Raw genomic sequence first — 19,197 nt, 5'->3', positions numbered from 1 at the left:
GTTTAATGCTCTTATTTGGATGCAGTTTCCACAGACCAAGGCGTATTTGAATGCCTTACATGTTCATGATATTCAAACCTATGGGCTAAACCCGAGAACAAGACGAAGAAACCATATTACTCATTTTGATGAATGCGGTGTGGTGCTGGCGGTGCCGCAAAACCAGCTAGAGGCGGGGAACCGGGTATTAATGCACCTTGGGGAACACCAGTGGATAGATGGGTTTTACCATCAAAAACACCAATGGAACACCACTTTGTTTCCCTTTGTGTTTGGTCACGCGGTGCTTGAAATGATGTTAAACCCTTTTATCGGCCTAACGGGAAAATGGTTAGCTGTAGTGGTAGCAAATAACTTTCCCACCCTGTCTTACCAACAGCAGTGCGAAGAGCTAGATCATCGACTTGTACAAAGAATAAAACACTTCGATGACCTAACTCCCCGACATTTACTTAAACCGCTACCCGTATTGGGTGTACCTGAGTGGTCAAAAGCACAAACACTCACGTTCTATGAGAATGAAGAATACTTCCGACCAAAACGTGCCAATGCGCAGCCAACCTTGCAATTACCTCTTACCTAGAAAAGGGTAAAACACAGCCAGACGGAATAAATAATAATATAGGGCGCACTGGCAGCGATCCACGCTTTTTGGCTGTTAAATTGGGTCCATTGACCCAGACCTACGGCGATAAGATAGATAGACCACACCATGTCTAAGCGCAAAGATTCACTAATACTGGAATAAGGTGACGACATATCGATACCCAATATGGTGCCTAAAGAAAGTGGGTTCAATAGGGAGGGGGATATCTGGCTGTCGCCGCTGAATAACAACAGCGCCAATGACAGTATGCTGGATATGAGCATGGGTAAGGATATCCACCAGGTAAAACCATACCAGTCGGTAAAGCCATGAATACTTTTTTCATCTTGCCGTGTTACCAGCAGCAAATAGACGGCCAAAATAGCGTTGGCCACAACATAACCAATCACGGTGCCAATGGTTGATGACCATTTAAGTAAAGGCTGGCTGAGATTGTTTGTAAAAGCTTGTTGCTCGGCGGGGCTAACATCAGACAAGGTGTTACTAACCAAAAAGTCGGTATACCAATTAAAATCAACGGTCTCGAAGTAAACAAAGACTGGTAAGGTGCCTACAAGTGCAATGATGAAAAAGGGGATCCAGGACCAGTTATTGGTGTTATTAAGGGTACTAAAGACGCCATTGGGTCTAATAAAGACTTCAGATACGGCTTGAATAGGATTGGTGATCCCTTTCATTATGACTCCTTTTAGGTTGGGGGAGTGAGGATAAAATAACCAAAAAAACGTATTAAATCCTGGCACTCGATGTGTTGGTAATCACTATTATGTAACCAAAAAACGAGATTTACATTCCCGAGCTTTTGTTTTGTTAGTACAAAACGGACATACCCTGTCCTTATATACGTATTGTACATATATGGAAAAAGTGTTTATTTTACAATATGTAAAATACGAACACTTAGCAATGGGCGTATTTCTATGTGTGTGGCTCACCAGTTTAAATAGAATCATAGTAAAAACGATAAAATGGAAAGCCCTTAAAAGGAAAGCGAATGATTGAAATCAGTCAACTGGCAAAAAAGTTTGTTGTTGAAAACCCTAAAAAGCTCAGTGAACAAGAACGTCTCGATCCCCGCCTAAAGGGGAAGTTTTTTCATTCTGTGTGTGATGTGTCTTTCCGTTGTAGTGGCGGTGAAGTGTTAGGTTTGTTGGGGCCAAATGGCGCCGGTAAAACCACCACCCTTCGTATGTTGTCAACAGCACTAAAACCGGATGCTGGCAGTATTACCATTAACGGGGTGGATGTGTTAACCCAGCCTGTGGCCGCGCGTAAGAAAATTGGCTTTCTTTCGGGAAATACCGGTTTGTACGGGCGTCTTACCGGCCGCGAAAATATGGCCTATTTTGGTCAATTACACGGTATGGAAAAACAGGACATCCTGCGACGCATTGATGCCCTTAGCGAGTTACTGGGTCTACACAGTTATTTGGATCGGCGGTGCGAAAGCTATTCTACCGGCATGAAGCAAAAAACCGCCATCGCCCGTTCCGTGATCCATGAGCCTGAAGTGGTGATCCTTGATGAACCTACTACGGGGTTGGATATTATGGCCGCGCAAACAGTGATGGATTTTATTCGACAAATGAAAGTCCAGGGCGTGGGGGTGATATTTTCCACTCATCATCTCGATGAAGTGGCTCAATTGTGTGATCGGGTAGCGGTAATTAACGAAGGCCGAACCGCGTTTAATGACACCTTAGCGGCATTTTGTGCCCGCGCACCGGAATCATTAAGTCGTGCATTTTTATCTACACTGGAACGCGGAGGTCAATAATGTGGCTGGTATTTCTCAAAGAACTTAAAGAACTTGTGCGCGACCGAAAAACACTCTTTTTTATGATTGCGCTGCCTATTCTCGTGTTTCCTCTTATCATTGGCGTGGTGGCTTATTTTTCAACAAAAGCGGTGCAAGAGGCAGAAACGAAAGTCCTCAACTTTGCCGTTGTGGGGGAGCAATACGCCCCGTCTTTGGTTAACCAAATGAAAGACTCTGATAATTTTAATCAGGTCTCTTTGCCTGATGAGGATGACGTTACAACCAGCATTCGCAGCGGATTAACGGATTTTGTATTGGTGATCCCGGATAACTACGGGGATGATGTCCTAGCCACAGGACAAATTACCCTTAAGTTGTATTTAAATGATGCTGGGCTCAATCTTGTACAGCATCGTCTTCAGGCTATGGTAAATAATATAGCGAAACATAACCAACAACTGGCATTTGTCCAATTAGGGCTTGATGAGGATCAGCAAACGGCACTGCTTGAGCCCATTGTTATCGATAAAATAGATGTGGCCGATAAACGGGAAAATTGGGGCGAAAAAATAGGTGGGTTTGTCCCTTATCTTATTTTTATGCTTTGCCTGCAAGGCGCGATGATCCCAGCGACAGATTTAGGGGCGGGGGAAAAAGAACGGGGCACGCTGGAAACCCTACTCATTTCGCCCATTGCACGATACAAACTGGTAATGGGGAAATTCTTTACCATCGCACTGGCCGGGGTCACTTCCGCGCTGGTTACGGTTTCGAGTATGGCCATCTGGGGCATTGTGCTCAGTCAGGGAATGGCAATTCAGTTGGTTGCGGAATTTATGAGCGCCATTAGCGGTATCGATTTTGCGCTGATATTTCTTATGCTCATTCCTGTGGTGGCCATTTTTGCTTCCTTGTTACTGTGTTTGTCGATTTATGCCCGTAGTTTCAAAGAAGCCCAAGGCTATATGACCCCCTTGGTGATGCTGGTTATCGTCCCTGTGATCATGGCCATGTTGCCCGGCGTTGAGCTAAAAGGAGGATGGGCATGGGTACCCTTAACCAATGTGGCATTAGCCATAAAAGAGTTAATTAAAGGCACCATGGATTATGGTGAACTGATTGCCATTTTTGGATCCACAGCCATCATTGCCACGGCACTTATTAGTTTTTGTGTGTATTGGTTTAATAAAGAAAAGGTGTTATTCCGATAGTGCTAATTAGGTCACTAAAAAACGCCCTGTATATTACAGGGCGTTTTTTTACCTAAAAGTAGGTTAGGTCTAAAAGCAATAACACAATGGTGCTGTAGGTAACCGAGATAGGAAGGCCAATCTTAATAAAGTGCTTAAAGCGATAATTGGCGGCATTGAATACCAGCAAATTGGTTTGATAACCGTAAGGTGAGATAAAACTCGCACTGGCAGCAAAAGCGACAGCCAGAGCAAAAGGCATCAGTGGCGCGCCGATAATCCCCGCCACGCCGTATGCAAACGGAAACATGAGTGCGGCAGCGGCATTATTGGTAACGAACTCGGTAAGTATAAGGGTTAGCACGTAAATTGTGGCGAGGGCCACAATCCAGTTAGTGTCAGATAAATACGGTATTAACAGTTCTGTACTTAGCGCAATGACACCGGCATTTTCTAATGCAGTGGCCAATGTGAGTGCACCCACAATCACCACAATAAGGTTCAGTGGCATATTGCGCTTAATCTCACCACTATTGGTGACCTTTGCTGCCACAAGAACGGCGGCAAAAAACAGTAAGCCTAAACCAAGATTAAGGATATTCATGGCGGACAGGCCCACCGTGACTAAAAATCCGCCCATGGTTATCCATTCTTGCCGACTGGAAAGGGGACGGGCTATCTTTTGTTCAGACAGAATAAAAAAGTTCTTTGATATACTTTGTCGAGTTTGAAAATCGGGGCCGGCGGCCAGTAACAGAAAATCACCGGCTTGTAGCTTTATTTCCCCAAGTTTCCCGGATAATTGCTCGCCGTCTCGACGAATGGCCACCACGGCTGCATCAAAAAGGGCTCTAAAGCTAAGGGCTTTTATTGTTTGACCAATAATCTGCGCACGATTAGAAATGATCACCTCGGTAAGGTTTTCGCGCAGGATCCCATCTGCTTCGGCAAACATGGTAAGGCCTTTGATATGGCTTAAGCTATCGAGGTTTTGCACATTGCCGGAGAAAATCAACTTGTCGCCTTCAAGAATGACGAAATCTGGCGTAACCGGAGTAACCAGTTGTTTGTCTCTCACAATTTCCACCAAAAACAATTCAGGGAGATTTCTCAGGTGATTCTCTTCCACCGTCTTACCAATAAGTTCAGACTCGGCCTCAACTTCTGCCTCGACGATATACTCGCGATAGTTAGTTTGTTTATTAGCAATATCAGGCAGCCAGTTGGTGAGTACGTACATCAATAGGCCGCAGCTTAATCCGGCGATCAAGCCATACAGGGTGAAATCCCAAAACGCGAATCCGGGATGACCATGTTCCTGGAGAAAAGAATCCACAATGAGGTTGGTTGACGTACCGATAAGGGTTACCGTTCCCCCTAAAATGGCAGAATAGGACAAGGGGATCAGTAATCGGGAAGCAGGATGATACTGATTTTGTTTAATTGGCCCGATAAGGCTGGCAACTATGGCGGTATTGTTCAGTAACGCTGAGGAGAAAAACGTCAAACCAAATAACCGCCAGTATGACAGGCTAAAACTAGGGGCAACCAGCTTTCGTCCAATTTGTTTGATCAGCGCGGTTTTATCAATGGCGCTACTGACCAATAACAATAATATCAGGGTAATTAACCCTTTATTGGTTAAGTTGTTAAGGACTTCGTCGAATGAAATTTGCTGAGTGATGAGTAGTAACAACACTGTGACAGCAAAAATGGTCGACGGACGCATGCTCGACGCGATAAGCGCAAAAATGGTGCTGAAGAAAATCCCCAGCACCATGATTTGGTTGACATCCATAAAACCTGAAGGCCTCTTACAGCTTACTGATATCGATAGCGTTCCAATGAGGGAAATGCTTACGAACGAGTTCGTTAAATTCTAACTCAAAAGCCGAGAACTCAGGCGTATCGTGTTGCTTATCGTCAGCCAGTTTATCGATAATCATACCTGCACCCACAGTACCGTTAGTGAGTCGGTCGATAACGATAAATGCACCGGTGGCCCGGTTGACGTCGTAGCTGTCACAGGCGATTTGCTGGGTGAACTTAAGATCAACCACACCGATTTCATTTAAGTTTAAATGGGCCGCCTGGGTTTTTTCCAGGGTATTCACATCAATCTGATACTGCACTTCTGCCACTGAACCTGGCGTGGTTTTGGTGGCAAATTTAAAGCTATATTGCTTATGCGGCATCATAGGTTCTTCAGACATCCACACAAGGTGTGACTTAAACTGGCTACCCAATAATGGCAGGTTGTCCGATTTCACAATCATATCGCCACGGGAGATGTCAATTTCATCTTCCAATGTCAGCGTGACTGCTTGGGGAACATAAGCGCGATCCTGATCACCGTCAAAGGTGACAATGGATTTTACTTTAGAGGTTTTCATTGATGGCAGTGCGGTGATTTCATCACCCGGCGCCACTTGACCTGAAACCACGGTACCGGCAAAACCACGGAAGTCGAGGTTAGGACGATTGACATACTGAACCGGGAAGCGGAAGTCATCTGCATTGATATCGTTACCGATTTCAATGGTTTCCAGCATTTCCATCAGCGGCTGTCCATCGAACCAAGGTGACTTGTCACTTTTGTTTACAACGTTATCACCTTCTAAAGCGGAAATAGGCACGAATTGAATATCGGGGATATTCAGGTTCTCAGCAAACTTTAAAAAGTCGGCTTTGATTTCGTTAAACACTTTTTCGCTGAACCCCATCAGGTCCATTTTATTGACGGCAACAATGACGTGTTTAATGCCCAGCAGACTGGCTAAAAATGAGTGACGACGGGTTTGGGTTTTTACCCCAGCGCGGGCGTCAACCATCAGGATGGCCAAATCACAGGTGGACGCACCCGTAACCATGTTGCGGGTATATTGCTCGTGTCCCGGTGTGTCTGCAATAATGAACTTACGTCTGTCGGTAGAGAAATAGCGGTAGGCTACATCAATGGTGATCCCTTGCTCACGCTCAGATTGCAAACCATCTACCAGCAGGGCGAGGTCAACTTTATCACCGGTAGTACCGACTTTTTTACTGTCTTTGGTAATGGCCGCTAATTGATCTTCATAGATCATTTTTGAATCGTGTAGCAGTCTGCCTATAAGTGTACTTTTACCATCATCAACGCTACCGCAGGTTAGAAAGCGCAACAGGTCTTTCTGTTCGTGCTGTTCTAAATAGGCCAGTACGTCTTCTTTCAATAATTCGTTATCAACATTCATGCTTTAAGCGCTCACTAAGAAAAATGGGTTCAACACAGAATCTTTTTGATTGTAGGTTAGGTCTGGGGCGTCATCGGCCAAAGGATTAGCGGGATCAAGCACGGTGACTTTCGCGCCCGCAGCGGTAGCGACTGCGTGGGCAGCGCCGGTATCCCATTCTGACGTTGGACCAAGGCGGGGATAAAGGTGAGCATCACCGGATGCGACCAAACAGAGTTTCAGGGAACTTCCCATCGCAACCAGTTCGGCTTCGCCGCCAAGTTGTTCCAGCAGGGTTTTGATTTCCGGACTTTGGTGAGAACGACTGCCTACCACTTTCCATGTTTCGCCACTGCTGTGTTTTTTTGCCGTGATGGGGTTCATTTCGCCATCTGACTCCAGCCATGCGCCAGCGCCATCAATACCGATATAGGTACGCTTTAACACAGGCGCGTACACCACGCCCATCACTGGCTTACCCTTGTCGATAAGGGCGATGTTAACCGTAAATTCACCGTTCTTTTTGATGAATTCTTTTGTGCCGTCCAGGGGATCAACTAACCAGTATTTATCCCAGGTTTGACGTTCTTCCCAGGCAATATTCGCTGACTCTTCGGATAAAATCGGCAAGTCAGATATTGCAGCAAGCCCTTCGACAATCACGTTGTGCGCCGCTAAATCAGCTTCTGTGAGTGGGCTGGTATCTTCTTTTTCATAAATGGCAAAATCTTTTTCGTAGATTTCCATAATCTTGTCACCAGCGGCTTTGCTGATGCTAACAATTTGTTCTGCTAATGGATCAGGTAATGCCATTACACAAGTCCTTTTTCTTCGAGCATAGTATACAAGCGCTCTGCGGTTTGCTCTGGGGCTTCGTCTTTGTAGGTCAGATGAATTTCCGGGTTTTGAGGCGCTTCGTAGGTCGAAGAGATACCGGTAAAATCTTTAATTTCCCCAGCACGCGCCTTTTTATACAAGCCTTTAGGATCACGTTGCTCGCAGACATCTAAGGGAGTATCAACAAAGATTTCAACGAACTCACCGTCTTCCAACAGATTCCGACAGTAATCCCGGTCTACCTGAAACGGCGAAATAAATGCCGTTAGCACGATAACGCCAGAATCAACAAACAATTTAGCCACTTCGCTTACCCGGCGAATATTTTCAACGCGGTCTTTATCGCTGAAACCTAAATCGCCGCATAAGCCATGGCGAACATTGTCGCCATCAAGTAAGTATGTGTGTTTGCCTTGTTCCTGAAATTTCTTTTCCAGTAAGTTCGACAAGGTGGATTTGCCAGAACCACTAAAACCGGTAAGCCATAACACCCGGGGCGTTTGTCCCAGGCTTTTCGAACGGGATGATTTATTCACCTCGTGCTGATGCCAGACAATATTCGCGGACATTAGAAATAACCTTCCATTTTCTTTTTCTCCATAGAACCGGCACTGTCGTGGTCAATGACCCGACCTTGACGTTCGGAGGTTTTGGTTAACAGCATTTCCTGAATGACTTCAGGTAAGGTTGCTGCAGTAGATTCAACCGCACCGGTCAGTGGATAACAGCCGAGTGTGCGGAAACGGACAGAGCGCATTTCAGGTGTTTCACCCTCTTCTAACGGCATGCGTTCGTCATCAACCATAATAAGTACGCCGTCACGCTCTACTACCGGACGGGGTTTGGCTAAATACAGTTGAGGAATATCAATATTTTCCAGATAAATATATTGCCAGATATCCAGCTCAGTCCAGTTAGACATAGGGAATACACGGATACTTTCGCCTTTGTTGACTTGTGAATTATAAATATTCCACAACTCAGGACGTTGGTTTTTAGGATCCCAGCGATGGTTACTGTCACGGAACGAGTAAACCCGTTCTTTCGCGCGGGATTTTTCTTCATCACGACGGGCACCACCAAAGGCAGCATCAAACTTATATTTGTTTAATGCTTGCTTGAGTGCGGCGGTTTTCATCACGTCGGTGTGTTTTGCACTGCCGTGGCTAAAGGGACCAATACCCGCATCCACGCCTTCCTGATTGATATGAACCAAGAGATCAAAACCGTATTTTTTGGCTTGTTGATCACGAAACTCAATCATCTCACGGAATTTCCACGTGGTATCCACGTGTAATAAAGGGAAGGGGATTTTACCCGGTGCAAACGCTTTGCGAGCCAGGTGTAAAAGCACGGAGGAATCCTTTCCGACAGAATATAACATGACCGGATTTTCAAATTCCGCGGCAACTTCGCGGAAAATGTGGATGCTCTCGGCTTCGAGTTGTTTCAGATGGGTAATCGACGGAATTTCTAAAGTCATTTTCGAGTCCGATAGTTAAGGTTATATGCTAAACAATTATATGCTTAGAACCCTAACATATTTATAGGTAAAAGTGGTATGCCAATTTGCTATACGAAATAGCTGTTTTATACCTTAGCGGCAAATTTACCTGCACATCAAGACCCTTTGCGCTTTGTTGGCATATCTGGTCATACCATGAAGTAGGAATATGACCAGATGATTTCACCATGGCTTTTATTTTTTTATTGCGCCATTGGCTGTTTTTACCTGTCTGAACTGTTGCAGCTTTTCACTAAAGGCATCAAACACATCTACCACGCCTTCCCGGGGTTTTCCGCTTTTGCTTAATACCATGATGGTGAGACTGGATAAAATAAAGCCGGGGACAATTTCATACAACCAGTTGCTTAGGCTTTGGCCGTCGACTTCCACTGAAATCCACACCAGTACCGTCACTGCACCTACGATCATTCCACCTAACGCCGCCCGTCGAGTCATTTCTCTTTTAAATAAACTAAAGAGTACTAACGGCCCAAATGCGGCACCGAAGCCGGCCCAAGCATTACTGACTAATGATAGGATGGTACTGTTTCTGTCATAGGCCAGATAAATGGCAACTAAGGCGACCAATACAACAGAAAGGCGTCCGGCAATAACCAACTCTTTATCGGACGCATCGCGACGTAAAAATGCCTGATAGAAATCGCTGGTTAATGAACTGGATGTCACCAGTAATTGGGAGGAAATGGTGCTCATAATGGCGGCCAGGATCGCCGCCAGTAAAAAGCCGCCCACAAACGGATGAAACAATAATTGAGACAAATAGATAAAGATGGTTTCAGGATCGATGCTGGCATCTTTTTGGGTAACATAGGCCAGCCCAAATAAACCTGTCATCAGAGCGCCGCTGATGGAAACGATCATCCATGACATCCCAATGTTGCGGGCTTTAGGGACATCGTCTACTGACCGAATAGCCATAAAGCGAACAATAATGTGAGGCTGCCCGAAATACCCTAACCCCCACGCCAGCAATGAAATGAGGGTGAGAAGGGATAAGGAGGTACCGGTTTTAGCATCGGTAAATAAGGCTAACAAGGTAGGATCAATGGCATTAACGGCATCGAGGGCGTCACTGAATCCCCCGAGTTCATAAATCACCACCGCTGGCACCATAACAAGGGAGATAAACATAATGCAGCCCTGTACGAAGTCGGTAATACTCACCGCCATGAAACCACCGAACAAGGTATAAGCCACCACCACGCCAGTGGTGACGTATAAGCCGGTTTCGTAACTTAGTCCGAAGGACGACTCAAACAGTTTTCCGCCAGCAACCACACCGGAAGAGGTATAAAGGGTAAAAAAGATCACAATGACCACCGAGGCGATAACCCGCAAAATACGGGTATTGTCGGCAAATCGGTTTTCAAAAAAATCGGGGAGGGTGACGGCGTTGTTCGCGATTTCCGTATAAATACGAAGACGAGGGGCCACCAGTAGGTAGTTGGCTAATGCCCCTAAGGTGAGTCCTACAGCTATCCAGCCGGCTGACACGCCGGAAACAAACATGGCGCCGGGTAAGCCCATCAGCATCCAGCCACTCATGTCCGAAGCTCCGGCAGATAATGCGGTAACCGCCGGGCCTAACTGGCGTCCTCCGAGCATGTAGCCTTCCACGCTGGTATCGGTTTGACGATAGGCAAACAAGCCTATTGCCAGCATCGCCACAAAATAAATACCGAGAGAAATCAGGGTGCCTGTTGCCATAATCCTTGGATGTCCTGTTTGTTTTTTTCTTTATGCTAACAGGAACGTCTACAGGTCTCTATGCCAGTAACACAGATTCTGCTAAGGGGTGGATATATTAAAAGGGAAAGGCAGAAGGCAATGGCAGCCGGTTCAGGCTGCCGGATAACTTAAGTAGAGAAAATGATGGTACTTTTTACTTTCTCCATCATGGGTTCCAAGTTGGCGTTTTTCTCGCCAACAACCATAATATTGGCTTTCTCGGTGCTCCAGCTTTCACCGTGATATTTATCATCCGCAAAGGACGTGGGCATATCCATATTGTCTTTATGGGGAATGACAAACACGGACATCTTCCCTTGTTCTGTGTTCAAAATCAGATGTAGGCTGCGAATGGTATTTAAATGGCAGTAGTTTGCTACGGTAACGTCACCGATGGGCGCAGAGAAGGCACCACCAAATCCAGCCAGTTTCGCATTGATTTGCTGAATATCAAGATCCTCTGCCGACGGCGGAATCTCCATTTCGGCATAGCGCATGTGAACCAAGGCATCGGTACCAATATTCTCTGGTTCATACTGATAAATCATAGTGCCCGTAATACCGGCGACAAAGGCTACCGAAGCGGCCATGGCAATGAACCAACGACTTTTACGCTTATGCTTGTTGAACTCTTCGGTTGTTTGTTGCCAAATAAGCTTGTGAGCCAAATCTTCAGGCACGGGAACCTTGATGGCTTGGCATAACTGATGATCCAACGCTTGTAACGAGGCTTTTAATCTGGCTTTGTCACTGTCACGATTTATCGCATCTTTCACGTCTTTGTCTGTTGTGCCTGGATTGGCAAACACGCGGCGACGAAACTCTAAATCATCCATTAGTACGACCTCTTTCACTTGACGCATCTTGTTCCAGCATATCCTTGAGCTGATTTCTTGCACGAAAAAGACGTGTCATAACGGTATTTTTGTTTAATTCCAATTGTTGCGCAATTTCCTCGCCCGAATAGCCGAATATGAGCTGCAGTAATAGTGGTTCTCGGTAATCCACGGGCAATCTGGCTATGAGGATCCGTAACTCTTCATGGTCGCCTTCCTGTTTTGCGTGAAATGCGTCATCGGTGACCTGTACGTCGTCGATATCCACTAAATCAAGTTGTTTACGTTCAAATCGCCGGGCATTTTCACGCCGAACAATGGTAATGAGCCAGGATTTAGCCGATTTCTCATCTTTTAAAGAGTCGAGTGAACGCCAAGCCCGAAGAAAGGTTTCTTGTGCTATGTCTTCGGCTATGGAACCGTCACGGGTTAGCCAGTATGCATACCGGTAAATATCGCCATGAAAAGCATGAACCAGCGCTTCATAGCGTTTTTGTTTTTCTTTCATGACAGAGTAGACCTGACTAGTCACAAATAACTTTCACTCTTTATTTTTTTTTAAGACTAGATGGATTTAGGTGATAAATAAACAAAAAGTATGAAGTAAAAAAATAGCAGCACATTTGTATGCTGCTATTTTCGGCGTCTTGTTGATATTAAAGACTTTTGGTTTTTTCTATCCACTTACGGGTTTTTTCTTCCAACAGTGTTAATGGCATTGGGCCATCTTTTAGAATTTCGTCATGGAAGTCGGCATAGGAGAATTTATCACCCAACGCCTGTTGCGCTTCGTCACGTAGCGACATGATTTTAAGCTTTCCAATCATGTAAGCGGTGGCTTGTCCTGGCATGGCGATATACCGTTCAATGGCTTTTACCACATCGGATTTCGGATTAGGCGTGTTGTCCATTAAATATTGAATCCCGTCCTCACGTGACCATTTTTTCGCGTGTATACCGGTATCTACCACCAATCGACAGGCGCGCCATAACTCCATGGCCAGACGACCAAAATCGGAGTAGGGATCGTCATAAAAGCCCATGTCTTTTGCCAGTTCCTCAGAATATAGTCCCCAGCCCTCGGTATACGCGGTGGCTGGCAGGTATTTCTGGAATTGGGGAATACTGGTCAGTTCCTGGGCAATCGCCCGCTGCATATGGTGGCCTGGGATCCCTTCATGAAACGCCAGGGCTTCCATCTGATATGTGGGCATGGCATTCATCGCATAAAGGTTGGCGTAATAAATCCCAGGTCGACTGCCATCGGCCGCCGGACTTTGATAAAAGGCTTTTCCTGCAGATTTTTCTCGAAAGGGCTCCACCCGTTTGACCACAATGTCGGCTTTTGGCAATAAACCAAAATAATCGGGAAGTGCTTCACGCATTTTATCGATGGCGGCTTTGGCGTCTTTAAGGTATTCGCTACGGCCTTCATCGGTATTGGGGTAATAAAATTGGGGATCAGTACGCATGAATTCGAAAAATTCTTGCAACGTGCCGCTAAATCCTACGTCTTGTTTGATTTTCTCCATGGCCAAATGGATACGATCCACATTTTCCAGCCCAATTTGATGAATTTCTTCGGCAGTTAAATCTGTGGTGGTAAACCAGGCAAGGCGATTGGCATACCATTTATCCCCATCGGGTAAGCGCCAAACACCGTCACCTTCAGGTGACAGGGTACGTTGGTGGGCAAAGGCATCAATTAAATCATCGTAAGCCGGTTTTACAGATGTGAGTAACGCGGCTTTAGCTTCACCTAACAGGTTGTTTTTTTCCACTTCGTCAATATCGAGTTTTTCCACTTTTTCGTTGAAATCCTGCCAAATGGTTGACGGGGCACCGGAAGGATCAAAAGGCGTACCGGAAACCACGTTTTGGGCCGCGGCAATCATTTGATCATAAGCCCATTTAGGCGGAAACACGCCGACCTTTTCCCGGTTTTTCATTTGCTCGATAACCTGGGCAAAATAGCTATCCACTTTATCTAACCGCGCGATATAGGCTTTCGCATCTTCAACGCTGCTTACGCGGTGAATATTAATCAGAAAGCTGGGAACCTGGGTATGGGCAGCACGAAACTGGTGAACTATGTATCTGTGATAGCGGAATTTATCATTTTCTAGCTGTCGCTCAATGCCTTGTCTGTACAAACGAAGACTCAGCTGTTCCTGCTCACTGAGTTGGCTAGTATCAAAACTGTCTAGAACGTCCAGTCTGTTTTTCTTCAATGCCATGGTCTGGTCGATAAACTCATCAGAGATATCTGTCCATTTATCGTAATCCCACTTTTTACCCATGTAACTTTGACGCATGGGATCACGACGAAGATCTTCTTCAAAGGTGCGTTCAAAAAACGCACTTAATCTTTCTGATTCAGATTGGCTTTGTGTACTTTCCTGTAACACCGGCGCAACAGAAGACGTTTCAGGTTTTTCGGGAGCCGGAGAGCAGGCCGTTAGACTGGCCATGAGAAGGGTAAAAGAGGAGAGTTTCGTCGTTGTGTGTTTAACCATGGAGGTCCCTTACTTATTTTTATGTCTGATAAAGCACACCACCTAAGGTGATGTGCTGTGCGGATACAGAGGTTGCAACGACAGATCCTGACGTTGCTGGCGTTGTACTTGCGTTCTTAATTGAACAATCTCTTTCATCAACGCCGTTTTATCTATCTTATCTTCGCCGAGACCATACTGATTGGCAAGCAAAGCGTCAATTTGTTGCTGAATGCGGGACTCACAAGATTGTGCATCGTTATTGGCCCTATCGATAGACAGATCTTTTCGCCATTGGCTCCATGCTTGTTGAATTTGCCCCGGAGTACCGTTTTGTACGACATGTTTAAGGTGATGAAAACGGGCCTTTTCTGCCTTATCCACTGCAAGGGTTGGCGATGAGGGGGCTAGGGTACTGTTAAGGAGTTTGCGTCTAAAATAAATAACCGTTGCGCTCCATCCCGCTAACGTCAACAACCACAAAATAATAAATATCCACAAAATAAACGTGTTGGCGGAACTTGGAGGGGGCACGTTTTCGGTCACCGCAGCAGGCGTTGTCTGTGCTGGCGCAGGGGCGTTAGGCACAGTATTGGGCACGGCTGGCACCGGTTGTGTTGCTCCAGAGGCAGCCGGAGACACAGTGATTTCCTTGGCCGGTAAGGTGGCGTATTCCGTTTGTCCCGTTAGCACGTTAAACCATGGTACTGTGATCTTGGGAAGCACAAACTTGCCAGCTTGATTTGGGATCATAGCCAAAGACTCAACACGCTGAGCGATGAGGGTATTGTTTTTATTTACCGTGCTCGTATTGGCCTGATCCGGATACAGTTTAAAGGCCGGGGGATAGACTTGTGGCAGTTCGGGTAACTGTTCTTCCACCACGCCCATGGCTGTTAATGTAATGGTTCTGGTGATAGGTTCGCCCACCATAAATTCTTGATTTTTTGGCCACTCTTCACTAATTGATACGTATTCACTGGGTAACCAATGGTAATCAATGTTGGCGGGAACAGGCTTCACCTCCACGGTGACATCCGGTCCTCTGCGGTTAATTTGTTTGGTTCGATTGAAAAAGCCAAAATTGGTGTTGGGATCTTGTACTACCACGTCGCCGCTAAATACCGGCCCTTTGATGGTATATGTGCCCGAAGCCTGAGGCACGATGGCATAGTTGCGCTCTATCACCTGATACCGTTTACCATTGACGATGTCAGAATACTGTTTGTCTTCACCAAGTTGCTGAATTTGGGCATTGTCCAGTACCGGCGCTTGCAGGCTTCCCCGTTCGATCCCTGAGGATAAATACAATTTGGTGGTATAAAGCAATTGCTGGTGCAAATAAACACTTTGGGTATCCACATTAGTGGTGACGTAAAAGTCGCGGTTTGATTGACCTGTGCCACTTTTCACCGGTATGACTCTTACGGTAATGGGTTGGGTTTGTTTTCCTTCCACGGTTAAGGCTGGAATAATGAAATTACCTTCTCCTCTGGGAAACAAGGTAGTCGTCCAGGTTGTGGTTTCTTCTTTATCGAAATTGATGATGCGTGTTTGTGAACTGACAGAGGTTCTGCCCACCACGAAGTCTTTTAAAAGCGGAGAGCTATCGAAGGCATCTCGATCCGCGTCACCATGGGCGATCACGGTTAGTTGAATGGCCTCATCCACCATCACAGGGTTTTTGTCTATGGTGGCTTCTACTTGGGAAACATCGGCCATTGCTGCGGGTATACGAAGGAGTATTAACAGCCAGATAATTTGTAGTTTTTTCATTACCATTCACTCCGGTTTGAAGGCGGTCCCTGACGTTTTCGTTGTTGGGCTTCCAATTGCATTTTTCGCTTTAACAAGAAAGCGGGATCGTCAGGGATTTTTTTCATCAGATTTTCCAAGCGTTGCATTTTTTCTTTTTCTTCATCGGTGAGTTCTGCCGGTTGCCCTTGAACACCTTTGGTGGTGGCATCTTGGTTTTCCTCGCCAGATTGGGACGCAGAGGCAGATGATGATGATTCATCTTCAGGAGGCTGATTATCTTCCTTGTTCTGTTCGCCGCGTTGATCTGATCCTTCGTCGGAAGGTTTATTGTCGTCTTGTTGAGGCAAAGAACTGTCAGCACCTTGCTGATCCTTATTCTCATCGCTATTATTTGGGTTTCCTTGGTCATTATTTTGTGGGTTGTTTTGCCCATTATCTTGACCATCGCTGTTTTTATCTTGGTTTGACGAGTTATTACCAGCATCATCATTTTGTTGCTGCTTGTCTTTATTGTCGTCTGATTGCTGTTGGTTTTGATCGTTATCTTGATCTTGCTGCTTTTGTTGTTCTTGTTGTTCTTGTTGCTGTTTAAGCTTTTCTACCAGTTCTTTATTGGCTTTGGCATCGGTAAAGTCCGGCTGCAACGCTAACGCTTGCTCATATTGTTTTATGGCTTCGTCCAGTTTGCCTAACTGAGCCAAGGTATTGCCTTGGTTGTAACGGGCTTCGGCACCTTCTACTTGAGAAAAGGCCTCTAAGGCGGCGTCATAATTCCCCTCTTTATATGCAGCCGCTCCCCGCCAAGCCGGATCTTTAAATTGTTTACTGGCTGTGGCGTAGTCATCGGCATTGTAGGCTTCCAGCCCTTGCTGATCACGATTGAGAAAGGGTTTTTTATACCAACTGATGCTATGGGGCGGCGTTTCATCGCTGGTGGTTTGCGCAACAGCGGGGGCCGGGGCTGCCCACATCCAGGGTAAGATAACAAATACCGCAATCAGACCACGTCTGAAGCTGTAAGCGGCAAACGGCATGAGCAAAAGCAGTAGCCAAGGGCCGAGTTCGTCCCACTGATCCCCCTTGTTAGTGCTTTTTTCATCACTTTCTTTGGCATCAGGATTTATCCATTGATTACTCAGCAATGTTTTAATGTCCGAATCATCGGCACTGATGGTGGCATAGCTACCACCACTTCGACGGGCAATATTGGACAGTTGATCGCTGCGCATTTTCGGGATCACAATTTGGCCATATCGGTCTTTTAATAATTCGCCGTTAAGTTGTCGTATTGGGGCACCTTGGCTGGTGCCAACGCCAAGAATATTGACTCGATAGGGCAGGTCGCTTAACAGTTTGACGATATCATCGTTCTGATCCATGGAAATACCGTCTGTGATCCAGTAAATATCCCCTTGTTGATAGCCGGCATTGTTTAACAAATCTGCCGCTTCAGATAAACCACGGTAAGGATCGCTACCGCTAACGGGCATAATTTCAGGGCTTAAGCCCGGTAACAACGCCACCAAATTACCTGCATCTGTGGTTAACGGACTGATGGTAAATGCGTCTCCGGCATAGGCAACCAGCCCCATTTCCCCTTCATCAATAGCATGAATTAAATCGATGGCTTTGTATTTTGCCCGAGTTAAACGGTCGGGACTAATATCTGTTGCCCGCATGGACAACGACATGTCGAGTACCACCACATGGCCTTGTTGTACCTGAAATACCGGTTGTGGCAAGCGTTCCCAGGTGGGGCCCGCCAGCGCAATAACGGCCAAACTCCAACACCAAAATAGTAACCATAGTGGCGGTTGTTTCGTTGGCTTGTTTTCACCTGTAACCAAGTGCAGATATAAGTGAGGGGCAATGACCTGTTGCCAGCCAGATTGCTTTGCCCGAAATTTCTTCACTGCAATAAATAAAACCAGCAAAGGCACCAGAGCCAGTAACCACATGGGACGTATAAAGTGAAAATCATGGATAGGTAGGGTCATTATTCTTGGTTCTCCCTACGACCTGTTGAAATCAAAAACCATAAACCTCGGGCACTGTATGAAAGGGGCGGTAATAGGCTAAGTAGCAGCGCCAATGCCAAAGGGTAATAGAATAATGCGGTGCGAGGGCGCATTTTACGGGCCTCACCTTCAATGGGTTCCAGTTCATCAAGGGTGTGGTAAATGGTATTTAACTCATCGGTATTTCGGGCTCTAAAATAACGTCCGCCGGTGGATTCGGCGAGATCGGTAAGCATCTTTTCATCTAGTTCCTGAGAGGGGTTTACCTGACGACTGCCAAAAAAGCTACGTACCAGCATTTTGTCAGCGCCCACACCAATAGTGTAAAGGGTTGCGCCACTTTCGACGGCTAATTCTTTTGCTTGTTCGGGGGTGATATTACCGGCGGTATTTTGGCCATCGGTAAGTAAAATAACCACATTATTGGTTTCATCGCGTTGTTTAAAGCGTTTTACTGCCAGTCCAATGGCATCGCCAATGGCGGTTTGTTCACCCACTAACCCAATGACGGTTTCATCCAGTAATCGCGCGACTGTTTCTCTGTCATAGGTCAGCGGCGCCTGCAAATAGGCGGTGTCTGCAAATAAAATAAGTCCCAGTCTGTCACCGACCCGCCGGGCAATAAAATCATCAAGGACCGATTTAATCATGGACAAACGGTTGACCTGTCGGCCATTGACCTGCATATCTTCGATTTTCATACTGCCTGACAGATCCACGGCCAGCATCATTTCCCGGCCTTCATTGGGAATGCTAATAGGATCGCCTAACCATTGGGGACGAGCCGCTGCCGCAATGAGGCAAATCCAGGTCAATAAACCGATAAATAATAAGCTTCGTGAGCGCCCGCCTTTCGTGGTGGGCAAAGTGTCTCCGGGTAACAGTAACGGCATACGTAAGGCCGCAGACTGACTCTTTTCACGGGGCGGTAAGATAAAAAACAGTAACGGAAGAGGGAGCGCAAACCATACCCACCACCAAGCAAATTCAAACATGACTTGGTCTCTCCTTGATAGTCGAAAAAGGAGTAAAGCGGGCTATACGGGCCTGTTTTACCCAAATCAACGCCGCTTGTTGATAATCATTAAACCCGCTATGGCTTTGTGCTGCAGGCTGATAAAGGGCCTGTTGCAAACCACTAAGAGGCTCAGCAATTTTTTGGCTGTGCTTTTGTGTTACTTGTGTCAGCAGATAAGCGTGCCATTTATCACCATAAAGACTGGCGGTGTTAC

General features: G+C 46.1%; 17 protein-coding genes. 3 read left to right on the top strand and 14 right to left on the bottom strand.

The genetic code is table 11. The features are described from left to right. A partial coding sequence (locus V5298_RS14520; RefSeq protein ID WP_332932168.1) for a DUF3025 domain-containing protein occupies positions 1-583 on the top strand: 583 nt, incomplete at its 5' end. Here V5298_RS14520 and V5298_RS14515 read toward each other — a convergent pair. Next, a complete protein-coding gene (locus V5298_RS14515) occupies positions 580-1,284 on the bottom strand; it encodes a YIP1 family protein (protein WP_332932167.1) in 705 nt (234 codons plus the stop codon). The two genes, V5298_RS14520 and V5298_RS14515, sit on opposite strands and share 4 nt — an antisense overlap. A 317-nt stretch (positions 1,285-1,601) precedes the next feature. On the opposite strand from V5298_RS14515, the gene V5298_RS14510 reads away from it, so the two are divergent. Together V5298_RS14510 and V5298_RS14505 are read left to right on the top strand one after the other, a co-directional pair. Further along, entirely contained in the window at positions 1,602-2,384 is a 783-nt protein-coding gene (locus V5298_RS14510; protein ID WP_332932166.1) for an ABC transporter ATP-binding protein, read from the top strand. Further along, entirely contained in the window at positions 2,384-3,577 is a 1,194-nt protein-coding gene (locus V5298_RS14505; RefSeq protein WP_332932165.1) for an ABC transporter permease, read from the top strand. The genes V5298_RS14510 and V5298_RS14505 overlap by 1 nt, the downstream gene beginning before the upstream one ends. A 52-nt stretch (positions 3,578-3,629) precedes the next feature. On the opposite strand, the gene V5298_RS14500 is transcribed toward V5298_RS14505, so the two are convergent. From V5298_RS14500 to V5298_RS14440, 13 genes are all read right to left on the bottom strand, one after another. Beyond that, entirely contained in the window at positions 3,630-5,354 is a 1,725-nt protein-coding gene (locus tag V5298_RS14500) for an SLC13 family permease (protein WP_332932164.1), read from the bottom strand. Between the two features lie 16 nt (positions 5,355-5,370). After that, positions 5,371-6,786, bottom strand: coding sequence for a sulfate adenylyltransferase subunit CysN (gene cysN, locus V5298_RS14495; protein ID WP_332932163.1), 1,416 nt, complete (start codon positions 6,784-6,786; stop codon positions 5,371-5,373). Between the two features lie 3 nt (positions 6,787-6,789). Further along, on the bottom strand, positions 6,790-7,578 hold the full coding sequence (gene cysQ, locus V5298_RS14490; RefSeq protein WP_332932162.1) for a 3'(2'),5'-bisphosphate nucleotidase CysQ: 789 nt from the start codon (positions 7,576-7,578) through the stop codon (positions 6,790-6,792). Continuing rightward, complete coding sequence (gene cysC / locus V5298_RS14485; protein ID WP_332932161.1) at positions 7,578-8,171, bottom strand: adenylyl-sulfate kinase; 594 nt, start codon at positions 8,169-8,171, stop codon at positions 7,578-7,580. The genes cysQ and cysC overlap by 1 nt, the downstream gene beginning before the upstream one ends. Further along, on the bottom strand, positions 8,171-9,085 hold the full coding sequence (cysD, locus tag V5298_RS14480) for a sulfate adenylyltransferase subunit CysD (RefSeq protein ID WP_332932160.1): 915 nt from the start codon (positions 9,083-9,085) through the stop codon (positions 8,171-8,173). The genes cysC and cysD overlap by 1 nt, the downstream gene beginning before the upstream one ends. A gap of 216 nt (positions 9,086-9,301) precedes the next feature. Further along, positions 9,302-10,837 (bottom strand): sodium/proline symporter PutP, encoded by a 1,536-nt coding sequence (gene putP, locus V5298_RS14475; RefSeq protein ID WP_332932159.1) that lies wholly within the window; start codon positions 10,835-10,837, stop codon positions 9,302-9,304. A gap of 149 nt (positions 10,838-10,986) precedes the next feature. Beyond that, positions 10,987-11,721 (bottom strand): DUF3379 family protein, encoded by a 735-nt coding sequence (locus V5298_RS14470; protein ID WP_332932158.1) that lies wholly within the window; start codon positions 11,719-11,721, stop codon positions 10,987-10,989. Continuing rightward, the gene (locus V5298_RS14465; protein ID WP_332932157.1) at positions 11,687-12,202 is read right to left on the bottom strand and encodes a sigma-70 family RNA polymerase sigma factor; all 516 of its coding nucleotides are present in this window, start codon (positions 12,200-12,202) and stop codon (positions 11,687-11,689) included. Before V5298_RS14465 ends, V5298_RS14470 begins: the two co-directional genes overlap by 35 nt. Before the next feature lie 148 nt (positions 12,203-12,350). Beyond that, positions 12,351-14,210, bottom strand: coding sequence for a DUF885 domain-containing protein (locus V5298_RS14460; RefSeq protein WP_332932156.1), 1,860 nt, complete (start codon positions 14,208-14,210; stop codon positions 12,351-12,353). 42 nt (positions 14,211-14,252) lie between these two features. Next, on the bottom strand, positions 14,253-15,965 hold the full coding sequence (locus V5298_RS14455) for a BatD family protein (protein ID WP_332932155.1): 1,713 nt from the start codon (positions 15,963-15,965) through the stop codon (positions 14,253-14,255). Then, entirely contained in the window at positions 15,965-17,944 is a 1,980-nt protein-coding gene (locus V5298_RS14450) for a VWA domain-containing protein (protein WP_332932154.1), read from the bottom strand. Before V5298_RS14450 ends, V5298_RS14455 begins: the two co-directional genes overlap by 1 nt. Continuing rightward, positions 17,944-18,960, bottom strand: coding sequence for a VWA domain-containing protein (locus tag V5298_RS14445; protein ID WP_332932153.1), 1,017 nt, complete (start codon positions 18,958-18,960; stop codon positions 17,944-17,946). Before V5298_RS14445 ends, V5298_RS14450 begins: the two co-directional genes overlap by 1 nt. Next, a partial coding sequence (locus V5298_RS14440; RefSeq protein ID WP_332932152.1) for a hypothetical protein occupies positions 18,953-19,197 on the bottom strand: 245 nt, incomplete at its 5' end. The genes V5298_RS14440 and V5298_RS14445, both read right to left, overlap by 8 nt.

It is taken from the genome of Alteromonas sp. 14N.309.X.WAT.G.H12 (assembly GCF_036697315.1).
Taxonomy (GTDB): Bacteria; Pseudomonadota; Gammaproteobacteria; order Enterobacterales; family Alteromonadaceae; genus Alteromonas.
This window is presented reverse-complemented; position numbering and strand designations above follow the sequence as displayed.

Excerpts from the sequence above, each read along its gene's own strand:
- V5298_RS14515 (WP_332932167.1), bottom strand. The coding sequence starts at position 1,284 with ATGAAAGGGATCACCAATCCTATTCAAGCCGTATCTGAAGTCTTTATT.
- V5298_RS14510 (WP_332932166.1), top strand. The coding sequence starts at position 1,602 with ATGATTGAAATCAGTCAACTGGCAAAAAAGTTTGTTGTTGAAAACCCT.
- V5298_RS14505 (WP_332932165.1), top strand. The coding sequence starts at position 2,384 with ATGTGGCTGGTATTTCTCAAAGAACTTAAAGAACTTGTGCGCGACCGA.
- V5298_RS14500 (WP_332932164.1), bottom strand. The coding sequence starts at position 5,354 with ATGGATGTCAACCAAATCATGGTGCTGGGGATTTTCTTCAGCACCATT.
- cysN (WP_332932163.1), bottom strand. The coding sequence starts at position 6,786 with ATGAATGTTGATAACGAATTATTGAAAGAAGACGTACTGGCCTATTTA.
- cysQ (WP_332932162.1), bottom strand. The coding sequence starts at position 7,578 with ATGGCATTACCTGATCCATTAGCAGAACAAATTGTTAGCATCAGCAAA.
- cysC (WP_332932161.1), bottom strand. The coding sequence starts at position 8,171 with ATGTCCGCGAATATTGTCTGGCATCAGCACGAGGTGAATAAATCATCC.
- cysD (WP_332932160.1), bottom strand. The coding sequence starts at position 9,085 with ATGACTTTAGAAATTCCGTCGATTACCCATCTGAAACAACTCGAAGCC.
- putP (WP_332932159.1), bottom strand. The coding sequence starts at position 10,837 with ATGGCAACAGGCACCCTGATTTCTCTCGGTATTTATTTTGTGGCGATG.
- V5298_RS14470 (WP_332932158.1), bottom strand. The coding sequence starts at position 11,721 with ATGCGTCAAGTGAAAGAGGTCGTACTAATGGATGATTTAGAGTTTCGT.
- V5298_RS14465 (WP_332932157.1), bottom strand. The coding sequence starts at position 12,202 with ATGAAAGAAAAACAAAAACGCTATGAAGCGCTGGTTCATGCTTTTCAT.
- V5298_RS14460 (WP_332932156.1), bottom strand. The coding sequence starts at position 14,210 with ATGGTTAAACACACAACGACGAAACTCTCCTCTTTTACCCTTCTCATG.
- V5298_RS14455 (WP_332932155.1), bottom strand. The coding sequence starts at position 15,965 with ATGAAAAAACTACAAATTATCTGGCTGTTAATACTCCTTCGTATACCC.
- V5298_RS14450 (WP_332932154.1), bottom strand. The coding sequence starts at position 17,944 with ATGACCCTACCTATCCATGATTTTCACTTTATACGTCCCATGTGGTTA.
- V5298_RS14445 (WP_332932153.1), bottom strand. The coding sequence starts at position 18,960 with ATGTTTGAATTTGCTTGGTGGTGGGTATGGTTTGCGCTCCCTCTTCCG.